Origin of the sequence: Streptomyces sp. Ru73 (assembly GCF_002920575.1) — a bacterium.
In the GTDB taxonomy this organism is placed as follows: domain Bacteria; phylum Actinomycetota; class Actinomycetes; order Streptomycetales; family Streptomycetaceae; genus Streptomyces.
The window spans coordinates 21,823-39,507 of the sequence record NZ_PQSQ01000059.1 but is presented as its reverse complement, the minus strand read 5'-3'; the positions used below and the strand labels follow the sequence as shown (position 1 = coordinate 39,507).

General features: G+C 73.4%; 14 protein-coding genes. 6 read left to right on the top strand and 8 right to left on the bottom strand.

Going from position 1 to position 17,685, the window contains the following annotated elements:
* Positions 1–15: 15 nt before the first annotated feature.
* The 7 genes from C3486_RS23475 to C3486_RS23445 all read right to left on the bottom strand — a co-directional run bounded on the left by C3486_RS23475 (position 16) and on the right by C3486_RS23445 (position 8,000).
* Positions 16–1,014, bottom strand: a complete 999-nt coding sequence (locus tag C3486_RS23475) for an N-acetylglucosamine kinase (protein ID WP_103834741.1) — start codon at positions 1,012–1,014, stop codon at positions 16–18.
* The gene (locus C3486_RS23470; RefSeq protein WP_103834740.1) at positions 1,005–2,258 is read right to left on the bottom strand and encodes a 6-phospho-beta-glucosidase; all 1,254 of its coding nucleotides are present in this window, start codon (positions 2,256–2,258) and stop codon (positions 1,005–1,007) included. Before C3486_RS23470 ends, C3486_RS23475 begins: the two co-directional genes overlap by 10 nt.
* A 7-nt stretch (positions 2,259–2,265) precedes the next feature.
* Entirely contained in the window at positions 2,266–3,165 is a 900-nt protein-coding gene (locus tag C3486_RS23465) for a carbohydrate ABC transporter permease (RefSeq protein ID WP_103834739.1), read from the bottom strand.
* Between the two features lie 3 nt (positions 3,166–3,168).
* On the bottom strand, positions 3,169–4,122 hold the full coding sequence (locus C3486_RS23460) for a carbohydrate ABC transporter permease (RefSeq protein ID WP_103834738.1): 954 nt from the start codon (positions 4,120–4,122) through the stop codon (positions 3,169–3,171).
* A 10-nt stretch (positions 4,123–4,132) separates the two neighbouring features.
* Complete coding sequence (locus C3486_RS23455; protein WP_103834737.1) at positions 4,133–5,482, bottom strand: extracellular solute-binding protein; 1,350 nt, start codon at positions 5,480–5,482, stop codon at positions 4,133–4,135.
* A 75-nt stretch (positions 5,483–5,557) separates the two neighbouring features.
* On the bottom strand, positions 5,558–6,709 hold the full coding sequence (locus C3486_RS23450) for an ROK family transcriptional regulator (protein ID WP_103834751.1): 1,152 nt from the start codon (positions 6,707–6,709) through the stop codon (positions 5,558–5,560).
* 211 nt (positions 6,710–6,920) lie between these two features.
* The gene (locus tag C3486_RS23445; RefSeq protein ID WP_103834736.1) at positions 6,921–8,000 is read right to left on the bottom strand and encodes a mechanosensitive ion channel family protein; all 1,080 of its coding nucleotides are present in this window, start codon (positions 7,998–8,000) and stop codon (positions 6,921–6,923) included.
* 265 nt (positions 8,001–8,265) lie between these two features.
* Between C3486_RS23445 and C3486_RS23440 the strand changes: the two genes are divergently transcribed.
* Complete coding sequence (locus C3486_RS23440; RefSeq protein ID WP_103834735.1) at positions 8,266–8,802, top strand: HNH endonuclease; 537 nt, start codon at positions 8,266–8,268, stop codon at positions 8,800–8,802.
* 168 nt (positions 8,803–8,970) lie between these two features.
* On the opposite strand, the gene C3486_RS23435 is transcribed toward C3486_RS23440, so the two are convergent.
* Positions 8,971–12,114 carry a beta-N-acetylglucosaminidase domain-containing protein gene (locus tag C3486_RS23435; RefSeq protein ID WP_103834734.1) on the bottom strand — a complete coding sequence of 1,048 codons (3,144 nt, stop codon included), beginning with the start codon at positions 12,112–12,114 and terminating at the stop codon, positions 8,971–8,973.
* A 432-nt stretch (positions 12,115–12,546) separates the two neighbouring features.
* Between C3486_RS23435 and C3486_RS23430 the strand changes: the two genes are divergently transcribed.
* From C3486_RS23430 to C3486_RS23410, 5 genes are all read left to right on the top strand, one after another.
* Positions 12,547–12,801 (top strand): hypothetical protein, encoded by a 255-nt coding sequence (locus C3486_RS23430; RefSeq protein ID WP_103834733.1) that lies wholly within the window; start codon positions 12,547–12,549, stop codon positions 12,799–12,801.
* A complete protein-coding gene (gene malQ / locus C3486_RS23425; RefSeq protein WP_103834732.1) occupies positions 12,801–14,894 on the top strand; it encodes a 4-alpha-glucanotransferase in 2,094 nt (697 codons plus the stop codon). Before C3486_RS23430 ends, malQ begins: the two co-directional genes overlap by 1 nt.
* 78 nt (positions 14,895–14,972) lie before the next feature.
* Positions 14,973–15,215 (top strand): hypothetical protein, encoded by a 243-nt coding sequence (locus C3486_RS23420; protein ID WP_103834731.1) that lies wholly within the window; start codon positions 14,973–14,975, stop codon positions 15,213–15,215.
* A gap of 214 nt (positions 15,216–15,429) precedes the next feature.
* Positions 15,430–16,407, top strand: coding sequence for an acyl-ACP desaturase (locus C3486_RS23415; protein ID WP_103834730.1), 978 nt, complete (start codon positions 15,430–15,432; stop codon positions 16,405–16,407).
* Positions 16,408–16,659: 252 nt separating this feature from the next.
* A complete protein-coding gene (locus tag C3486_RS23410) occupies positions 16,660–17,577 on the top strand; it encodes a LysR substrate-binding domain-containing protein (RefSeq protein ID WP_103834750.1) in 918 nt (305 codons plus the stop codon).
* Positions 17,578–17,685: the final 108 nt, after the last annotated feature.

Here is a 17,685-nt window from a genome sequence, read left to right as displayed (position 1 = left end):
CCGCGCCCGTACCGGCTACGGCGTCCCGGCGTAGTGGGCGCGCAGCCGGGCGTACGCGGCCGCCGGAGCGCCCGTGGTGTCCAGGGCCAGCAGGGCGGCGCCCAGCACCGGGGGAGCGGTGACCACCCGCGGCACCGCCTTCGGGGCGCGCTCGGCGAGCAGCGCGACCACCGCGTCGTGCAGCACCGGATGGCGCGCGGCCAGCACCCCGCCGCCCAGCACCACCGGCACCGGCTCGTCCAGCAGGCCCAGGCGGCGCAGCGCGACGGCGGCCATGAGGACGACCTCCTCGGCCTGCCGCGCCACGATCGCCCGCGCCACCTCGTCCCCCTCCGCGGCCACCGCGAACAGCACCGGCACCAGTTCGTGACGGCGCCCGGCCGGTATCCCGCCCAGGTGCAGCGCCTCGATGAGCGCCGGCATCGCCGGCAGCCCGAAGTGCGCCGGCAGCCGGTCCGCGAGGGCGCTGGGGGCGCCCCGGCCGTCGTCGGCGCGGGCCGCCCACCACAGCGCCTCCTCCGCGAGGTGCCCGCCGCCGCCCCAGTCCCCGGAGATCCGCCCGATGGCCGGGAAGCGGGCGGTACGGCCGCCGGGTCCGAGGCCCGAGCAGTTGATGCCGGCGCCGCAGACCACCGCGACGCCGGTGTGCGGGCCGCCGTCCGGCAGCCCGGCCCGCAGCAGCGCGAAGGTGTCGTTGGCGACGGTCACCGTGTCCGCCCAGCCGCGCGCCGTCAGCAGCTCGGTCAGCCGCTCCTCCTCCACCGGCAGGTCGGCGTTGGCCAGGCAGGCGGACAGGTGCGCGACCCGGCCGGTGCCCGCGCGCGCCAGCGCCTCGTCGACCAGCGCGGCGAGCCCCGCCACCGCCCGCGCGGCGCCCACCGCCGGGGGCCGGAACCCGCCGCCGCGTACGGCACCCAGCACGCTGCCGTCCGCGCCGACCACCGCCACGTCGGTCTTGCTGTTCCCGGCGTCGACGGCCAGGACGGCGGGCCCGCCGTTCCCGCTCAGGCCCACGCCAGGTGCTCCCGGTTGTGCGCGAGCAGCTCGTCGGTCAGCCGCTCCGCGTACGCGATCTGGCCGATCAGGGGGTGGGCGAGCAGCGCGTCGAAGACCCGGTCCCGGCCGCCCTTCAGCGCCGCCTCCAGCGCCAGGTGCTCGTACGCCGTGACGTTCGCGACGAGCCCCGCGTACAGCGGCTCCAGCGGGCGCACGGGCACCGGCGTCGCGCCGTGGGCGCCCACCGTGGCCGGCACCTCGATCACCGCGTCGTCCGGCAGGAACGGCAGCGTGCCGTTGTTCAGCGCGTTCACCACCTGTACGTCGCCCGTGTCGTTCAGCAGGGAGGAGGTGAGCGCGACCGCCGCCTCCGAGTAGAAGGCGCCGCCCCGCTTGCCCAGCAGCTCCGGCTTCTCGTCCAGCGCCGGATCGCCGTACATCCGCAGCAGTTCCTTCTCCATCGCCGCGACCTCGGCGGCCCGCGAGGGCTTGGTGCGCAGCTCCCGCACGACCTCGTCGTGCTGGTAGTAGTAGCGCAGGTAGTACGAGGGGACCAGGCCCAGCCGTTCGACCAGCGTGCGCGGCATGTGCAGGTCGGCGGCGATCGCGTCGCCGTGCTCGGCGATCAGCTTCGGCAGCACGTCCTCGCCGCCGACCCGGACGGCGCGCTCCCAGGTCAGGTGGTTCAGGCCGACGTGTTCGAGCTGGACGTCCTCCGGTGCCACGTCCAGCAGCCGGGCGAACTTCCGCTGGAACCCGATCGCCACGTTGCACAGCCCGACGGCCCGGTGCCCGGCGGTCAGCAGCGCGCGCGTCACGATGCCGACCGGGTTGGTGAAGTCCACGATCCAGGCGTCCGGGTTGCGGCGGCGCACCCGCTCGGCGATGTCCAGTACCACCGGTACGGTGCGCAGCGCCTTGGCGAGCCCGCCCGCGCCCGTCGTCTCCTGGCCCACGCAGCCGCACTCCAGCGGCCAGGTCTCGTCCTGGTTGCGTGCCGCCTGCCCGCCGACCCGCAGCTGGAGCAGGACGGCGTCGGCACCGTCCACCCCGGCGTCCAGGTCCGCCGTCCAGGTGATCCGGCCCGGGTGGCCCTGCCGGGCGAAGATCCGCCGGGCCAGCCCGCCCACCAGCTCCAGCCGGTCGGCCGCCGGGTCGACCAGCACCAGCTCGTCCACCGGCAGTACGTCCCGCAACCGTGCGAAGCCGTCGATGAGTTCGGGGGTGTAGGTCGATCCCCCGCCGACCACTGCAAGCTTCATCCGTGCATCAGCCCTTGACTCCTGTGAGAGTGACGCCTTCCACGAAGGCCTTCTGTGCGAAGAAGAAAACGACGATCACCGGAGCCATGACCAGCAGCGTGGCCGCCATGGTGAGGTTCCAGTTGACCATGTGGGCGCTCTTGAACGTCTCCAGGCCGTACGACAGCGTCCAGGCGCCCGGGTTCTGCGCGGCGTAGATCTGCGGCCCGAAGTAGTCGTTCCAGCAGTAGAAGAACTGGAAGAGGGCGACGGCCGCAATACCGGGCTTCGCCATCGGCACCACGATCCGCAGCAGCGTCCGCAGTTCCCCGCAGCCGTCCACGCGCGCCGACTCCAGGTACTCCTTCGGAATCGTCAGCAGGAACTGCCGCAGCAGGAAGATGGAGTACGCGTCCCCGAACGCCATCGGGATGATCAGTGGCCACAGCGAGCCCGACAGGTGGAACTGCTGGGCCCACACCAGGTACATCGGCACCACGACGACCTGCGGCGGCAGCATCATCGTGGAGATCACCAGCAGCATCGCGGTGCGCCGCCCGCGGAAGCGGAACTTGGCCAGCGCGTAGGCGACCGGCACGGAGGAGCACACCGTGAGGGCCGTGCCCAGCACCGCGTACATCAGCGAGTTGCGCCACCAGTCGAGGAAGCCCGGCGTGCGGAACACCTGCGCGTAGTTCTCCCAGTGCCAGGCGTGCGGCCACAGCTCCCCGCTCATCGCCTGCCCGTCGCTCATCACCGACGTCAGGAAGACGAAGACGAAGGGGAGGACGAAGAAGAGCGCGGCGGCGACCGCGAGGGAGTGCACCGCGATCCAGTGCAGCACCCGCTTGCGGCGCACCGCCCGTACGGCCGGCCCGCCGCTGCTCCCGGTACGGACGTCCGCCGCTCTCAGCACAGTAGTGGTCATCGGTCAGTCCTCCGCCGAGAGCAGGCCGGCGCGCTTGCGCATCAGCAGCGTGGTGACGGCCATCGCGATCGCGAAGAGCACGAGCGAGAGCACGCACGCGGCGCCGGTGTTGAAGTTCTGGAAGCCCAGCGAGTACACGAGCTGCGGCACCGTGAGCGTGGCGTGGTCCGGGTAGCCGGGCTGGATGACGGTGCCGGGGCCGACGGAGACGCCGGAGGCGAGCTTCCCGGCGACCAGCGCCTGTGTGTAGTACTGCATCGTCTGTACGACACCGGTCACCACCGCGAACATCACGATCGGGGTGATCGACGGCCAGGTGACGTACCGGAACCGCGCCCAGGCGCCGGCCCCGTCCAGCTCCGCCGCCTCGTACTGCTCCTTCGGCACGTCCAGCAGCGCGGCCATGAAGATGACCATCAGGTCACCGATGCCCCACAGGGACAGCATCACCAGCGACGGCTTGGCCCACGCCGGATCGTTGAACCAGGTCGGCGGCGAGTCGATGCCGAGCGCCGACAGGACCTCGTTCACGGGGCCGCTGCCGGGGCTGAGGAGGAAGACGAAGGCGACGGTCGCGGCGACCGGCGGGGCCAGGTACGGCACGTAGAACGCCGTACGGAACAGCCCGACGCCGGTCTTGATCTTCGTGACCAGCAGGCCGATGCCGAGGCCGAAGACCACCCGCAGCGCGACCATCACGACGACGAGCCAGAGGGTGTTCCACAGCGCGGGCCCGAAGAGCGGCATCTGCGTCAGCACGTACGTCCAGTTCCGCAGCCCGACGAACGTGGGCTCCTTGATCTGGTTGTAGTGCATGAAGGAGAAGTAGACGGTCGCGAGCAGCGGATACGCGAAGAAGACCGAGAAGCCGACCAGCCACGGCGAGAGGAAGCCGAGCGTACGGAGCCGGGTACGGCGGTGCTTGCGCCGGAGTGCGGGCGCGACGGAGAGGGCCATGGCAGCGTCCTCAGCTCTTGGACTGGAGGGTGTCGGCGTCGATCCGGGCATCGAGGTCGCGCAGCCCGGTATGGAGGTCGGGCACCTTCCCCGCCTCCACGTCGTAGGCGAAGTCCCGCAGCGAGACCACGTACTGCCCGCCGTTGGTCGAGGGCGGCAGCGCCGTGCTGTAGGGGTTCCGCGCGATGTCGAGGAACGTGCGGAACGAACGGTCCGCGTCCAGGTCGGGGGATTTCAGCGCCGCTTTCGTCGACGGCACGTTGTGGATGGCGTTGGCGAACCGCACCACCTGTTTTGTGTCCGCCGTCAGGAACCTCACCAGCTCCCAGGCCGCGTTCTGGTGCCGGCTGCTGTGCGCGATGCCCACCACCGTGCCGGTCAGGTAGCCGCGCCCGTACGTCTCCGGCCGGTCGTCCGGGACCGGGAGCGGCGCCGTGCCCCACCGGAACTTGGCCTTCGCCTCGTCCAGCATCAGGCCCCGCCACTCACCGTCCATGTGCATGGCGAGCTTGCCGGTGAGGAAGGCGTTCTGCGACGACATCTCGTCGCCGAACGTCGTACGGAACTTCTCCAGGTCCGCATACCCGCCCTGGGCCTTCATCAGCGCGTCCGTGGTCCGGAAGAACTCCGGCATCGCCTTCTCCGCCGCGAGCCGGGAGTTCCCCCTGCCGTCGAAGTACGTCGGGCCCCACTGGGCGAGCAGCCGGTCCGGACTGTTCTGGTACATGCGGAAGTTGGGCATGAACCCGACCCGCTCGTACCCGCCGTTCCGGGTCCGCTTCGTCAGCTTCTTCGCGTCCCGCACCAGCTCCGACATGGTGCGCGGCGGCCGCGCGATGCCGGCCTCGGCGAACGCGTCCTTGTTGTAGTACATCCCGTACGCGTCGGCGAGCAGCGGCAGCGCGCACTGCTTTCCCTCGTAACTGCTGTACTCCAGCAGCGTCTTGGGGAAGACCTTCGTCTTCTGCAGGTGGCTGCGGGCCATGAACGGGTCGAGGTCCGCCCACATCCCCGAATCGCAGTACTGACCGACGTTGTTGGTGGTGAAGGACGAGACCACGTCCGGCGCGTCCGAACCGCCCGCCCGGAGCGCCTGGTTGGTCGTCTCGTCGGAGACGTTCCCGGTCGCCACGACGTGGATGTTGGGGTGCAGTTCCTCGAAGCGGCGGAGCGACGCGTCGATCGCCTTCACTTCGCCCGGCGCCGACCAGCCGTGCCAGAACTTCAGCGTGACCGGCTTGGCCGGATCGTCCCGGTCGCTGCCGACGCCCGGATTGGCGCAGCCGGCGGCCAGCAGCAGGGCGGCGGCGGCCGCGGCGCCGCGCAGGGCCCGGCGGGGCGAGCGTTTTGGTGAGTGCATGACAGACCCTTCCCGAGAGGGGACCGAGGGGAGACCGAGGGGAGGACGTACGGGGATACCGCCTGCGGCGCCGGGTCAGGCCGTGTCGAAGACGGCGTCCCGCGCCTGCACGAGGGCCGTCCGCAGCGCGCCCGTCAGGATCGGGTCGCCCTCGATGTCACTGATCCGCAGCTGCGGACGGGGGAGCGCCAGCCCGGTCAGCTCCTCCTCGACCCGGACCCGCAGCCGCTCGCCGCCCGCCTGCGCGACGACGCCGGAGAGCACCACCAGCTCGGGATCGACCACCGCGACCACGGCCGCCAGGCCGGTCGCCAGCCGGCGCGCCACCTCGTCCACGACGCGCCGGTCCGCGAGCGCCTCGGTGACATCGGCCGGATCCAGCCCCAGCCCGCGGGCGATGCCGAGGACAGCGGGCTGCCCGACCAGGCTCTGGAAGCCGCCGCCCGCGTCCGGAGCGGCCGCCGCGTCCGGGCCGCCCCGCGCGAGCGGCGCGCCCGGCAGCGGCATGTACCCGATCTCCCCGGCCCCGCCGGTGGCACCGCGCAGCAGCGTGCCCCCGAGGACGATCGCCGCGCCCACGCCCTCGTCGACCCACACCAGGACGAAGTCGTCGTGGTCCTGCGCCGACCCCTCGTACTGCTCGGCCAGCGCGGCCAGGTTCACGTCGTTCTCGATGACGACCGGCACGCCCAGCGCGTCCCCCAGCTCGCCCAGCAGCGCCCGCGAGTGCCAGCCGGGCAGGTGCGGCGCGTACCGCAGCTCGCCGGTGTGCGGGTCCAGCGCGCCGGGCGTACCGATGACGGCCCCGTGCAGGTCGCCGCGGCCCAGCCCGGCCTTCGCCAGCGCCCCGTCCACGGCGGTCGTGACCACCCGCGCGGTCGCGCTCCCGCCGCCCCGCGCCTCTCCGGCGGCGTCCTGCGCGGTCTCCGCGGCGGCCCGCCCTTCCCCGATCACCCGCCCGGTGATGTCTGCGACCACGGCGGTGACGCCGCCGTGGTCCACCGAGAGCGCGGCGACGTACGCGGCCGCCGGATTCACCTCGTACAGCTGCGCGCTGGGGCCGGGGCGCCCGGTCACGTTCCCCGTCGTCCGCACCAGCCCGGCCGCCTCCAGCCGGCCCAGCAGCTGCGAGGCGGTGGGCTTGGACAGTCCGGTCAGCTCGCCGATCCGGGTCCGCGTCAACGGGCCCTGCGACACGAGCAGTTCCAGCGCGGCCCGGTCGTTCATCGCCCGCAGCACCCGAGGAGTCCCCGGCGTCCCGCCCGTCCCGGCCATCCCGCTCACCCGCCCCGCTGATCTGTTAAGAAACTTTCCAATCAACTGGAAGGTAGGTCCTCGTACGGGCCCCGTCAATGGTCCGGACACGGATCGGCCCGCTCCCCGGTGCGAGGAGCGGGCCGATGGTGCCGGAGCGGCCTCGGGGCCGTGGGGCCGGGCCTTACTTGTTCAGGCTGGTCGACGAGGACTGGGCAGGGGGCGTGATCGGGTTGCTGGCGACCGACTGGGGGGAGAGGGGGTTGTTGAACGCGGACGGGGCCGCGACGGAGCCCGACGGGTCGGGGGTCTCCTCGTCCTCCGCCGGCAGCGGCTCGTGGCCGACGATGCGGATGCCGGCCGCGTCCAGCGCCTTCTTGATGCGCCAGCGCAGCTCGCGCTCGACGGCGAAGGACTTGCCGGGCATCGTCTTGGCGGACACCGTGATCGTCATGGTGTCGAGCAGCACCTCGCTCAGGCCGAGCACCTCGACCGGCTCCCACAGGCGCTCGTTCCACGGCTCGGACTTGGCCATCTCCTCGCCCGCCTCGGTGATGACCTCCCGCACCCGGTCCAGGTCCTCGGTCGCGCGCAGCTGCACGTCGACGGTGGCGGTCGCCCAGCCCTGGCTGAGGTTGCCTATCCGCTTGACCTCGCCGTTCCGGACGTACCAGATCTCGCCGTCGGCGCCGCGCAGCTTGGTGACCCGCAGCCCGACCTCGATGACCTCACCCGAGGCGACGCCCGCGTCGATGGTGTCGCCGACGCCGTACTGGTCCTCCAGGATCATGAAGACGCCGGAGAGGAAGTCCGTGACGAGGTTGCGCGCGCCGAAACCGATCGCGACGCCCGCGACGCCGGCGCTGGCCAGCAGCGGCGCCAGGTTGATGTTCAGCACGGACAGCACCGTGAGGGCGGCTGTGCCGAGGATCACGAAGGACGCGACGCTGCGCAGCACCGAGCCGATGGCCTCGGAGCGCTGCCGGCGGCGCTCGGCGTTCACCAGGAAGCCGCCGAGCGCGCTGTTGCGCGACGCCCCGGCGTTGCGGTTCATGCGCTCGATCAGCTTCGTGATCGCACGGCGGACCAGCGAGCGCAGGACCACGGCGATGACGACGATCAGGATGATGCGCAGACCGGCGTCGAGCCAGCTCTGCCAGTTCTGCTGCACCCAGCCTGCGGCGTCGGTGGCCTTCTCCGTGGCCTCGGACAGGGAGGACGGATCCGGTGCCGTGGCGGCGACCGGAGAAGCGGACCAGTACACAACAAGACCTTCCGTGTGGGACACCAGCACCCGAGCAGCACGTACCGCACATCGGGCAGACCAACCACACTAACGGGGCAACGCGGGCAGTCCGCGCCGTTGTTCGAGTAGCGCGGGCCGAAATGCTGGGCAGTAAAGAAGTGTGGTCGAAAACACCTCCGACCCGTTACCTGGTCATGGTGGCGCTCCGACCAGGCACCGGGGGACACTGTGGGGAGATCGTCCCGGCGCGAGCCACGCGCCGCCGGCGTACAAGGAGGCACCCGTGCCGCATGTCCTGGTCCTCAACGCGTCGTACGAGCCGCTCGGCGTCGTACCGCTCCGCCGCGCGCTCATCCTCGTCCTCAATGAGAAGGCCGTCAGCCTCGAGGATTCCGGCGCCCTGATGCACAGTGCGACCCGCGCTCTGCCTGCTCCCAGCGTGGTCCGTCTCAAGCGTTTCGTACGGGTGCCCTTCCGCGGTCCCGTCCCCCTGACCCGCCGTGCGCTCTTCGCGCGGGACGGCGGCCGGTGCATGTACTGCGGTGGCGTCGCAACCAGCGTCGACCACGTGATCCCGCGCAGCCGCGGGGGGCAGCACACCTGGGAGAACGTGGTGGCCGCGTGCCGTCGCTGCAATCACGTCAAGGCCGACCGGCACGTCGCCGAGATCGGCTGGCGGCTGCGTCATCAGCCCGCGCCACCGTCCGGCCTGGCCTGGCGGATCATCGGCACCGGGCATAGGGACCCGCGCTGGCTGCCATATCTGCAGCCGTACGGCGCGGAGGATGCGATGGCCCGTATCGACGCGGTTTCCGCGTAGATCCGGGCCATTCGCGTTCCCCGGAACGCACCCGGGCCGCCGCCGCGGGGCCTCGGCCGTCGGCCGGCTGTCCCGCCGTGCCGGTTGCTCGCGCAGTTCCCCGCGCCCCCGAGGGCGCGGGGAACTGCGCGACCAGCCACGACGCGGCCGCGCCCGGCAACCGGGCGGTCAGTCCCGCGGCGCGTGGCCGTGGCCGTTCCGGTGACCGTGGTCCTCCGGGTGGCCGTGCTCGTTCCCGCGCTTCCCGGCGCCGTCCCCGCGCTGCGCGGGGACGTCCCGGTGGCGGCCGTCACCCCGGCGGCCCCCGTCGTCGGCATGACCGCGGCCGGAGACCGCGTACGCCTCCACCCCCCACAGCGAGTAGCCGAAGCGGGTCGCCCGTTCGTCGCCCTGGATGCGGACGTAGCGGACGTCCTTCGCGTCCATCCGGACGCTCTCGCGGCCGCCCCCGCCGTCGCGGACCGTGGCGGCCGTGCGCCAGGTGCGGCCGTCGGAGGAGACCTGCACGCGGTAGCGGGCCGCGTACGCGTCCTGCCAGTGCAGGACCACCCGGCCGAGCCGCACCGGGCGGTCCAGCGCGAACTGGAGCCAGGCGCCGTCCTCGGCGGGCGAGGACCAGCGGGTACGCGGGTCGCCGTCCGTCGCGGCCGAGGCCGGGAAGTCCTCCGTCTCGTCGCCCGAGGAGGTCGCTCGCGCGCCGCGGGCCAGGTCCCTGCCGCCGGTCGGCGGGAACGTCCGCAGGGTCAGGGTCCGCTTCTCGTCCCCGAAGGAGACCGGGACCTCGTACGTGCCGGTGCGGGCGCCGGCGGGCACGGTGATCCGGAGGCGGGCGGTCGCGGTGCCGCCGCGCGGCGCGGTGAGCCGGTCGGGCGCCTGCACGGCGAAGCCCCTGGGCGCCTCGACCCGGAGCCGGCCGCGGACGTCGGAGGGGCGGCGGGAGAAGAGCCGTACGTCGACGGCGGCCGTGCCGCCGGTGTCGGCGTCCACCTCCTTACGGGACAGCTCCAGGCCGGCCGGGGCCGTGTCGTCGAACCAGGGCGTGAGGGACGACACGGACGGGGCCGGGTCGTCCTCGTCCCAGTGCAGGCGCACGGCGTCGGCGCGCATGCCGTGCGCGGCGGTCTGGGTCCAGCCGGAGGCGGCGAGGCGGCCGAGGCGCCGCCAGCCCTGGCCCGGGACCCGGGCCTCCACCGTGGCGCGCGCGGCGTCCCGTGACGGGTCGGTGAGGGCGGTGACCGCGGACAGCGTGCGGACCCGGCCGAACGGCACGGTCAGCGCGGTGGCGTGGGCCGCCTCGTGCGGGGCCGGCGCGTCGGAGGCGGCGCCGGTCCAGGCGTCGGACTCGCGCAGGGCCCGGTCCAGGAACGGGCCGAGCACGCCCTTGCCGACCGTCGCGGGGTGCACGCCGATCTCCTTGCGCAGCCGCTCGGCCGCCCGCTGGGCCCGCCACGCCGCTGCGCCGTCGCCGCGGGCCTGGGCGCGCAGCATGTCGACGGCCCGCACGCCGGCCCGGCCGTAGCGGGCCAGCTGCTCGGACCAGGGGCGTACCTCGTCGGCCAGGCCGCCGGTCAGCCGGTCGGGGGCCTCGCTCATGGTGGTGAACGCCGAGCGGAGCGCGGCGGCCGCCTTGGTGTATGCCTCGTCGGCGGCCGCGCCGCCGCCGTTGACCGCGGTGGCGCGGGCCGCCCAGAAGCGGTCGATGAGCGGCCGGAGGTAGCCCGACTCGCCGGAGTGCAGCACGGAGGAGGCGGCGTTGCCCGCGAGCGCGTGCAGCGCGGCGCGGGTGCGGTCCCCGCCGGCCCGGCCGCCGGCGGGGGAGCCGCCGTCGTCCGCCAGGCCGTCGGCCAGGTCGTCGATGGCCGCCCGCCAGGACTCCTTGGGGCGGTAGTCGCGGGGGTTCCAGGCGTAGTCGGCGGCGGTGAACAGCGGGATGCGGGAGGCCGTGGGCTGTTCCATGGCGTTGGCCAGGAGCGCCGCTGAACCGGTGGCGACGGCGGGCTCCCGCCCGGTGTACGGGCCGAGGAAGATCCGGTCCTGGGCGTAGTCGTTGACCGGGTAGTTGTCCATCGTGATCAGCCGGTGCCCGAACACCTCACGGGCCCTTGCCAGTTCGCCGCCGGTGATGGTGCGGGGCACGACGCCGACGCCGGTCCAGGCCACCTCCACCCGGTCGGCGAGCGCGTCCGCCAGCGCCTCGCGGTACGCGGTCGAGCCGTCCTGGTAGTACTCCGTGGGCATCAGCGACAGGGGTGCGGCGCCGGGGTGGCGCTCGGCGAGGTGGTCGGCGAGCGCGTTGGCCACCTTCGCCTGGGCGCGGGCCGCGGCCTCCGGTCCGGTGCCGAAGGCGTCCCCGTCGGCGTCGCAGTGCCACTCGCTGTAGCTGACGTCCTGGAACTGGAGCTGGAAGCCGCGCACGCCCAGCGCCCACATGGCGTCCACCTTGCGCTGCAGTGCCCGTACGTCCTCGGCGGAGGACAGGCACATCGACTGGCCGGGGGAGACCGCCCAGCCCAGCGTGACGTGGTTGGCCCGGGCCCGCTCGGCCAGCTCGCGGAAGTCGGCGCGCTGCGCAGCGGGGTAGGGGTCGCGCCAGCGGGCCTGCCGGTACGGGTCGTCGCCCGCCGCGTAGAGGAAGCGGTTCTGCTTCGTACGGCCCATGAAGTCGAGCTGCGCCAGCCGTTCGGCCTGCGACCAGGGCCGGCCGAAGAAGCCCTCGGTGGTGCCGCGGACCGCGGTGCCCGGCCAGTCCCGTACGGCGACGGAGGCCAGCCGGTGCCCGCCGTCCGCGTCCCGCGTGATGAGCTGCCGCAGCGTCTGCACGGCGTGGAAGAGCCCGTCGGGGCCGGCGCCCTCCATGGCGACCGTGCCGCGCCCGGCGACCTCGCCGACGGCCAGCCGGTAGCCGCCGGAGGGCAGGTCCGTGCCGCGTGCGGGGGCGTGCAGGGCGCGCAGCGCGTCGGCGGCGTGTTGCCCCCCGACGCGGATCAGCGGCCCGTCGGAGGGCAGCGGCGCTCCGGGGCGCGCCTCGTGGACCGTGCGCACTCCGGCGCTCCGCAGCAGCTTCAGGAGGGCTTCGACGGCATACGGATCGGTGTCCTCGGGGCTGACGACCGTGACGGCGGTGCCGAGCGGTACGGCCGTGCCGAGGGTCCGGAGCGACTGCGGGCGGGGCCAGACGGCGGGCGTGGGGGCCGCGTCGGCGGGCCGGTCGGGGGCGCCGGTGGCGGGTTCGTCGGGCGCGGCCTGGGCGGCCGGTACGCCGCCGAGAAGTCCCCCTATGACGGCGGCGGCCAGCGCTGTCGTGCCTGCCACCCTGGCGCCGGGCCCGGCGCCGTTCCGTTTCCTGGCGCGGGCGCCACGGAATCGCACGGCCTCTCCTCGTCCCCGTCGGTCTGCGGCCTCGTCCGGCGGGCCGGCCCCGCGTGGTCGGTGTGCGGGCGGCCGCCGGTGGCTGTGAGCCCACCACTCGGGGGTCGAGGTGTCAACGAGGGCAACCGAAGTGCCCCCCTTTGCCCGCTGTGACCGATGGGACGCGCGGGAAGCGCTGTCCAGGGGAAATGCCGCAGGAGTTTCGCTATGATGTCCGTTTAGTCGGGATCTCCTGCGTGGGCGACCGACTCCGCCGCCAAATCGTTCACCGAGGCGGGGGTGTGAGGTGGAACACGTTTAGTGACCGGATACGTCTGCGGCGGCATTCACTGGGTAGGGCCCTCGTGTCCTACTCTCGACGAACGGGAGGCCCTCGTGGCTCCGTCCGCTCAGCTCCTTCTCGACGCCCTCTCCAAACCGACCGAGCCGGATCTGCTGGCAGGGGTCTCCGACCCGGACTGCGGCTTGGACGGATCCGGCTCGTTCACCTTCTCCGAGCCCCCTCTGACCAGCGAGCCCCCGCTCGCCGACAGCATGCCCCTCACCAGCGAGACCCCCATCGCCGCCGAGCTGCCGCTCACCAGTGAGCCCGCCGCCGCCGGCTACGGCACGGAGTCCATGGAGGTCTGATGGGCCGAGCGCGGCTCGCCCGGCTGCACGGCGTCTCCACGTCCTACGAGCCAGCGCCGGGCCGCACCGTCCACGTTCCCGAGGACACGGTCGTCGCCGTGCTCGCGGCGCTCGGCATCGACGCCTCCACGCCGCAGGCCGTACGCGCCGCACTGGACGCGTACGAGTACGGTCCCGCCCGTGCCCTCCTCCCGCCCACCCTCGTCAGCCGCGAGGGCCGCCCGCCGGACCTGGCCGGGCTGCCCGGCGGCACCGCGCTGTGCGTGGACACCGAGGACGGGCGGACCCTCGACTGGGGTCTGACGCCCGGCGGCCACGCGGCCCCGCTGCCGCCCGGCGTCCACGTGCTGCGCGCCCACGCGCCCGACGGCCGGGCCGCGCACTCCCACCTCGTCGTCGCGCCCGACCGGATGCCCGGCGTGTCCGGTCGCGGCCACGGCTTCATGGTCCAGCTCTACTCCCTGCTCTCGCAGACCTCCTGGGGTATGGGCGACCTCGGCGACCTGGCCCGGCTGGCCGACTGGTCCGGACGGACGCTCGGCATGGACTTCGTGCAGCTGAACCCGCTGCACGCGGCCGTACCGGGACCGCCCACCGATCCCTCCCCGTACCGCCCCTCCTCGCGCCGCTTCCCCGACCCCGTGCACCTGCGGATCGCGGACGTCCCCGAGTACGCACAGCTGTCCGGCGCCGACCGGCAGCGCGCCGACGAGCTCACCGGACGGGCCGCTGCGCTCCGCGACGCCGTGCTGAAGAACGGCGCGCTGATCGACCGGGACGCGGTCTGGGAGCTGAAGAAGGAGGCGCTGGAGCTGCTGCGGACGGTGCCGCTGAGCGGCGACCGGCAGGCCGCCTACGACGCCTTCCGCGCGGCCCAGGGCCAGGACCTGGAGGACCACGCCACCTGGTACGCCCTCGCCGAGGCGCACGGCCCGGACTGGCGCGCCTGGCCCGACGGGCTGCGCGACCCCCGCTCCGCCCGTACGGAGCGGATGCGGCGCGCGCTGGCCGACCGCGTCGACTTCCACCGCAGGGCCGCCTGGCTCACCGACGAACAGCTCGCGGCCGCGCAGCGCGCCGCGCGCGACGCCGGCATGCGCACGGGTCTGGTCCACGACCTCGCCGTCGGCGTGCACCCCACGGGGGCCGACACCTGGGCCCGCCAGGACGCCTTCGCGGCCGGCATGTCCGTCGGCGCCCCGCCGGACGCCTTCAACTCGCGCGGCCAGGACTGGGGCCTGCCGCCCTGGCGCCCCGACACGCTCGCGGAGACCGGGTACGCGCCCTTCCGCGCGCTGCTGCGCGGCCTGCTGCGCCATGCGGGCGCGCTCCGCATCGACCACGTGATGGGCCTCTTCCGGCTCTGGTGGATCCCGGAGGGCCGGCCGCCCACCGAGGGCGCCTACGTCCGGTACGACGCCGAGGCGATGCTCTCCGTGCTGGCGCTGGAGGCCGCGCGGGCCGGCACCGCCGTCATCGGCGAGGACCTGGGGACGGTCGAGGACGGGGTGCGCGAGGCGCTGGAGGAGCGCGGCGTCCTCGGCACCTCCGTCCTGTGGTTCGAGCGCGACTGGACCGCCGAGGGACAGCCGCCGCTGCCGCCGGAGCGCTGGCGCGCCGGCTGCCTGGCCACCGTCACCACGCACGACCTGCCCAGTACGGCGGGCCGGCTGACCGGCGAGCACACCGCGCTGCGGCACCGCATCGGCCTGCTGGACGGCTCCCTCGCGGAGGAGCAGGCGGCGGACCGGGCCGAGGTCGCCACCTGGCTGGAGTGGCTGGCCGGCCTCGGGCTGCTGCCGGAGGGCACGGCGAGCGGGGACGCGGAGGCGGACGAGCGGGCCGCGGTGGCGGCGCTGCACCGCTTCCTGCTGCGCACCCCGGCCAGGATGGTCGGCGTGTGGCTGCCGGACGCGGTGGGCGACCGGCGGCCGCAGAACCTCCCCGGCACGTGGAACGAGTATCCGAACTGGCGGCTGCCGATCGCCGCGCCCGACGGCCGGCCGATGACGCTGGAGGAGATCGTGGAGTCGCCGCGGCTGCGGGCGCTGATGGCGGAGTTCGCGGCCGTGCCGGAAGAGGGGGCCGGCTAGGGCGCCCCGCCGGGCGGGACACCCCCTATGGGTACCCCGAGCGCGCGTGCCTCCAAGGCGTCCGATACGTTGAGGTACGTGAGCAACAAGGTCAAGAACCACGCCCTGCGCGCCGGAACGATCACCGCCGGTACCGCGCTGATGCTGCTGATGTCGTCCCCTGCTTTCGCGCTCACCCGCGACGACGGCGACGACCCGGGTCCGGGCCTGAGTGTCGTCCAGACGCTCGGCCTCTACGTCGCGACGCCCATCGTCCTCTTCCTGGTCATCGCCGGGCTGGTCATGCTGGGCGACAAGTCCCGCAAGACCAAGAAGAGCTGACACCCGGCCTCTTCCTTCCGGGCTCACCGGGCACCACGGACTGCCAGGCGCCGAACGGTTCATGCGAACCGTTCGGCGCCTTTTGCTGTTTCCGGGTCCGGTTTTTTGCGTATTTCACCCGATTGGCATGGCGGATCTCTTTGACGCGGACCTAACCTACGATGCCGTAACCTACCGTTCCGTAAGGTTTTCCACGTCCCCAGGAGACCCCCGTATGACCATCGCCCCCGCCCACCAAGACGGAGCGCGCGGCCAGACCGCCTGGAGTGACGCTCAGCTCCTGTACGCGCTCGAAGAGGTCGTCGAGAAGGAGCTGAACCGGCATCTGGCGGCAGCCAAGGAATGGATGCCCCACGAGTACGTGCCCTGGAGTGACGGGCGGAACTTCGACGGCGTCATGGGCGGCGAGCCCTGGGCGCCCGAGCAGTCCAAGGTCACCGACATCGGCCGTACCGCCCTGGTGGTGAATCTGCTCACCGAGGACAACCTGCCCAGCTACCACCACGAGATCGCGACCCTCTTCGGGCGCGACGGCGCGTGGGGCACCTGGGTGCACCGCTGGACGGCCGAGGAGGGCCGGCACGGCATCGTGATGCGGGACTACCTGCTCACCAGCCGGGCGGTCGACCCGGTACAGCTGGAACGATTCCGCATGGCACACATGTCGGAGGGGTTCGAGTCCGACAACAGCCACAGCATGCTGCACTCCGTGGCGTACGTGGCCTTCCAGGAGCTGGCCACCCGCATCTCGCACCGGAACACCGGGCGGCACTCCGGCGACCCGGTCTGCGACCGGATGCTCGCCCGGATCGCCACGGACGAGAACCTCCACATGGTCTTCTACCGCAACCTCCTCGGCGCGGCGTTCGAGCTGGCCCCCGACCAGACCATGTGCGCCGTGCGCGACGTGGTGACCGGCTTCCGGATGCCGGGCCACGGCATGCCCGGCTTCGAGCGCGCCGCGGCCCGGATGGCGCTCGGCGGCATCTACAACCTGCGCATCCACCACGACGACGTGATCCAGCCCGTGCTGCGCTTCCTGAAGGTCCTGGAGATCGGCGGCCTGGGCCCGGCAGGGCTGCGGGCGCAGGAGGAGCTGGGGCTGTTCATGGGCGGCCTCGACGATCAGGCGCGCAAGTTCGACGAGCGGCTCGCGGCCCGCGAGGCCCGCAAGGCGGCCCGCGCCGGCTGACGGCCAGGGGCCCGCGGGGCCGCCCGCACCGGGCGGCTCCCGGCCCCCTTCTGACGACCTCCTTTCAGCTTTCCTGAAGGAAGTCGTCAGAAATCTTCGATGGACCGCTGGAGTCCGGGACTGCCACGGTAGGTGCCCGCCGCGCCGCCGAAGGGAAACCGTGACAGTCCTGGACATGCCCTTTCCCGGCACCGCGGCCCCGGCCGCCGGTGCGCGGCGGGAAGCCGCGCGATGACCGCATACGCTGCCCGCATGGCCGACTGGGACATCAAGAAGCTGCGGATCCTGCGCACCCTCGGCGAGCTGGGCACGGTGACCGCGACCGCCGAGGCGCTGCACATGACGCCCTCGGCCGTCTCGCAGCAGCTGACCGGGCTCGCCAAGCAGCTCGGGGTGACCCTCCTCCAGGCCCACGGCCGGCGGGTGCGGCTGACCGACGCGGCCCACCTCGTCCTCCGCCACGCCGACGCGGTCTTCGCGCAGCTGGAGCGGGCCGACGCGGAACTGCTCGGCTACCTCAGGGGCGAGGCCGGCGAGATCCAGGTCGGCGCGTTCTCCACGGCGATCCCCGCGCTCGTGGTGCCCGCCGTCGAGCGGCTGCGCGGCACGCGTACGGGGCTGGTGGTCCGGGTGCGGGAGGCCGAGGCCGGCGAGGCGTACGAGCTGCTGTCGGAGGGCAGCGTGGATCTGGCGCTGTCCCTCGCGGCGCACGCGCCGACGCCGCGCGACCCCAAGTTCGCCCGCTTCTCGCTGCTCGCCGACCCGCTGGACGTGGCGCTGCCGGCCGGTCATCCGCTGGCCGCCGAGCCGGGGCTGCGGCTGGCCGACCTCGCGGGCGAGCCGTGGATCTTCGGGCGGAGCGGGCCGTGGTCCCAGATCACCACCACGGCCTGCGAGAACGCCGGGTTCGTGCCGGAGCAGGCGCACGCGGCGGCCGACTGGGCGGCGATCCTGGCGATGGTCGCGGCCGGGATGGGCGTGGCGCTCGTGCCGCGGATGGCGATGCGGCCGGAGCGCGGCGGCGCGGGGGTCGCCGTGCGGGTGCTCCACGCCGACCAGCCGCGCCGCCACGTCGTCGCCGCGGTCCGCCGCGGCGCCGAGGATGCCCCCGGGATGGCGCGGGTGCTGGCCGCGCTGCGCCAGGTGGCGGCGGAGCTGTCGGAGCAGTAGCGGTACGGGCCGGGTGCGCCCCGGCGCTCGCGGTCAGCGCGTACCTTTCAGGTTGACTTCACGACTACTGCAGAAACTTTCGATAGACCTGCCCGAACGCCTCTGCGA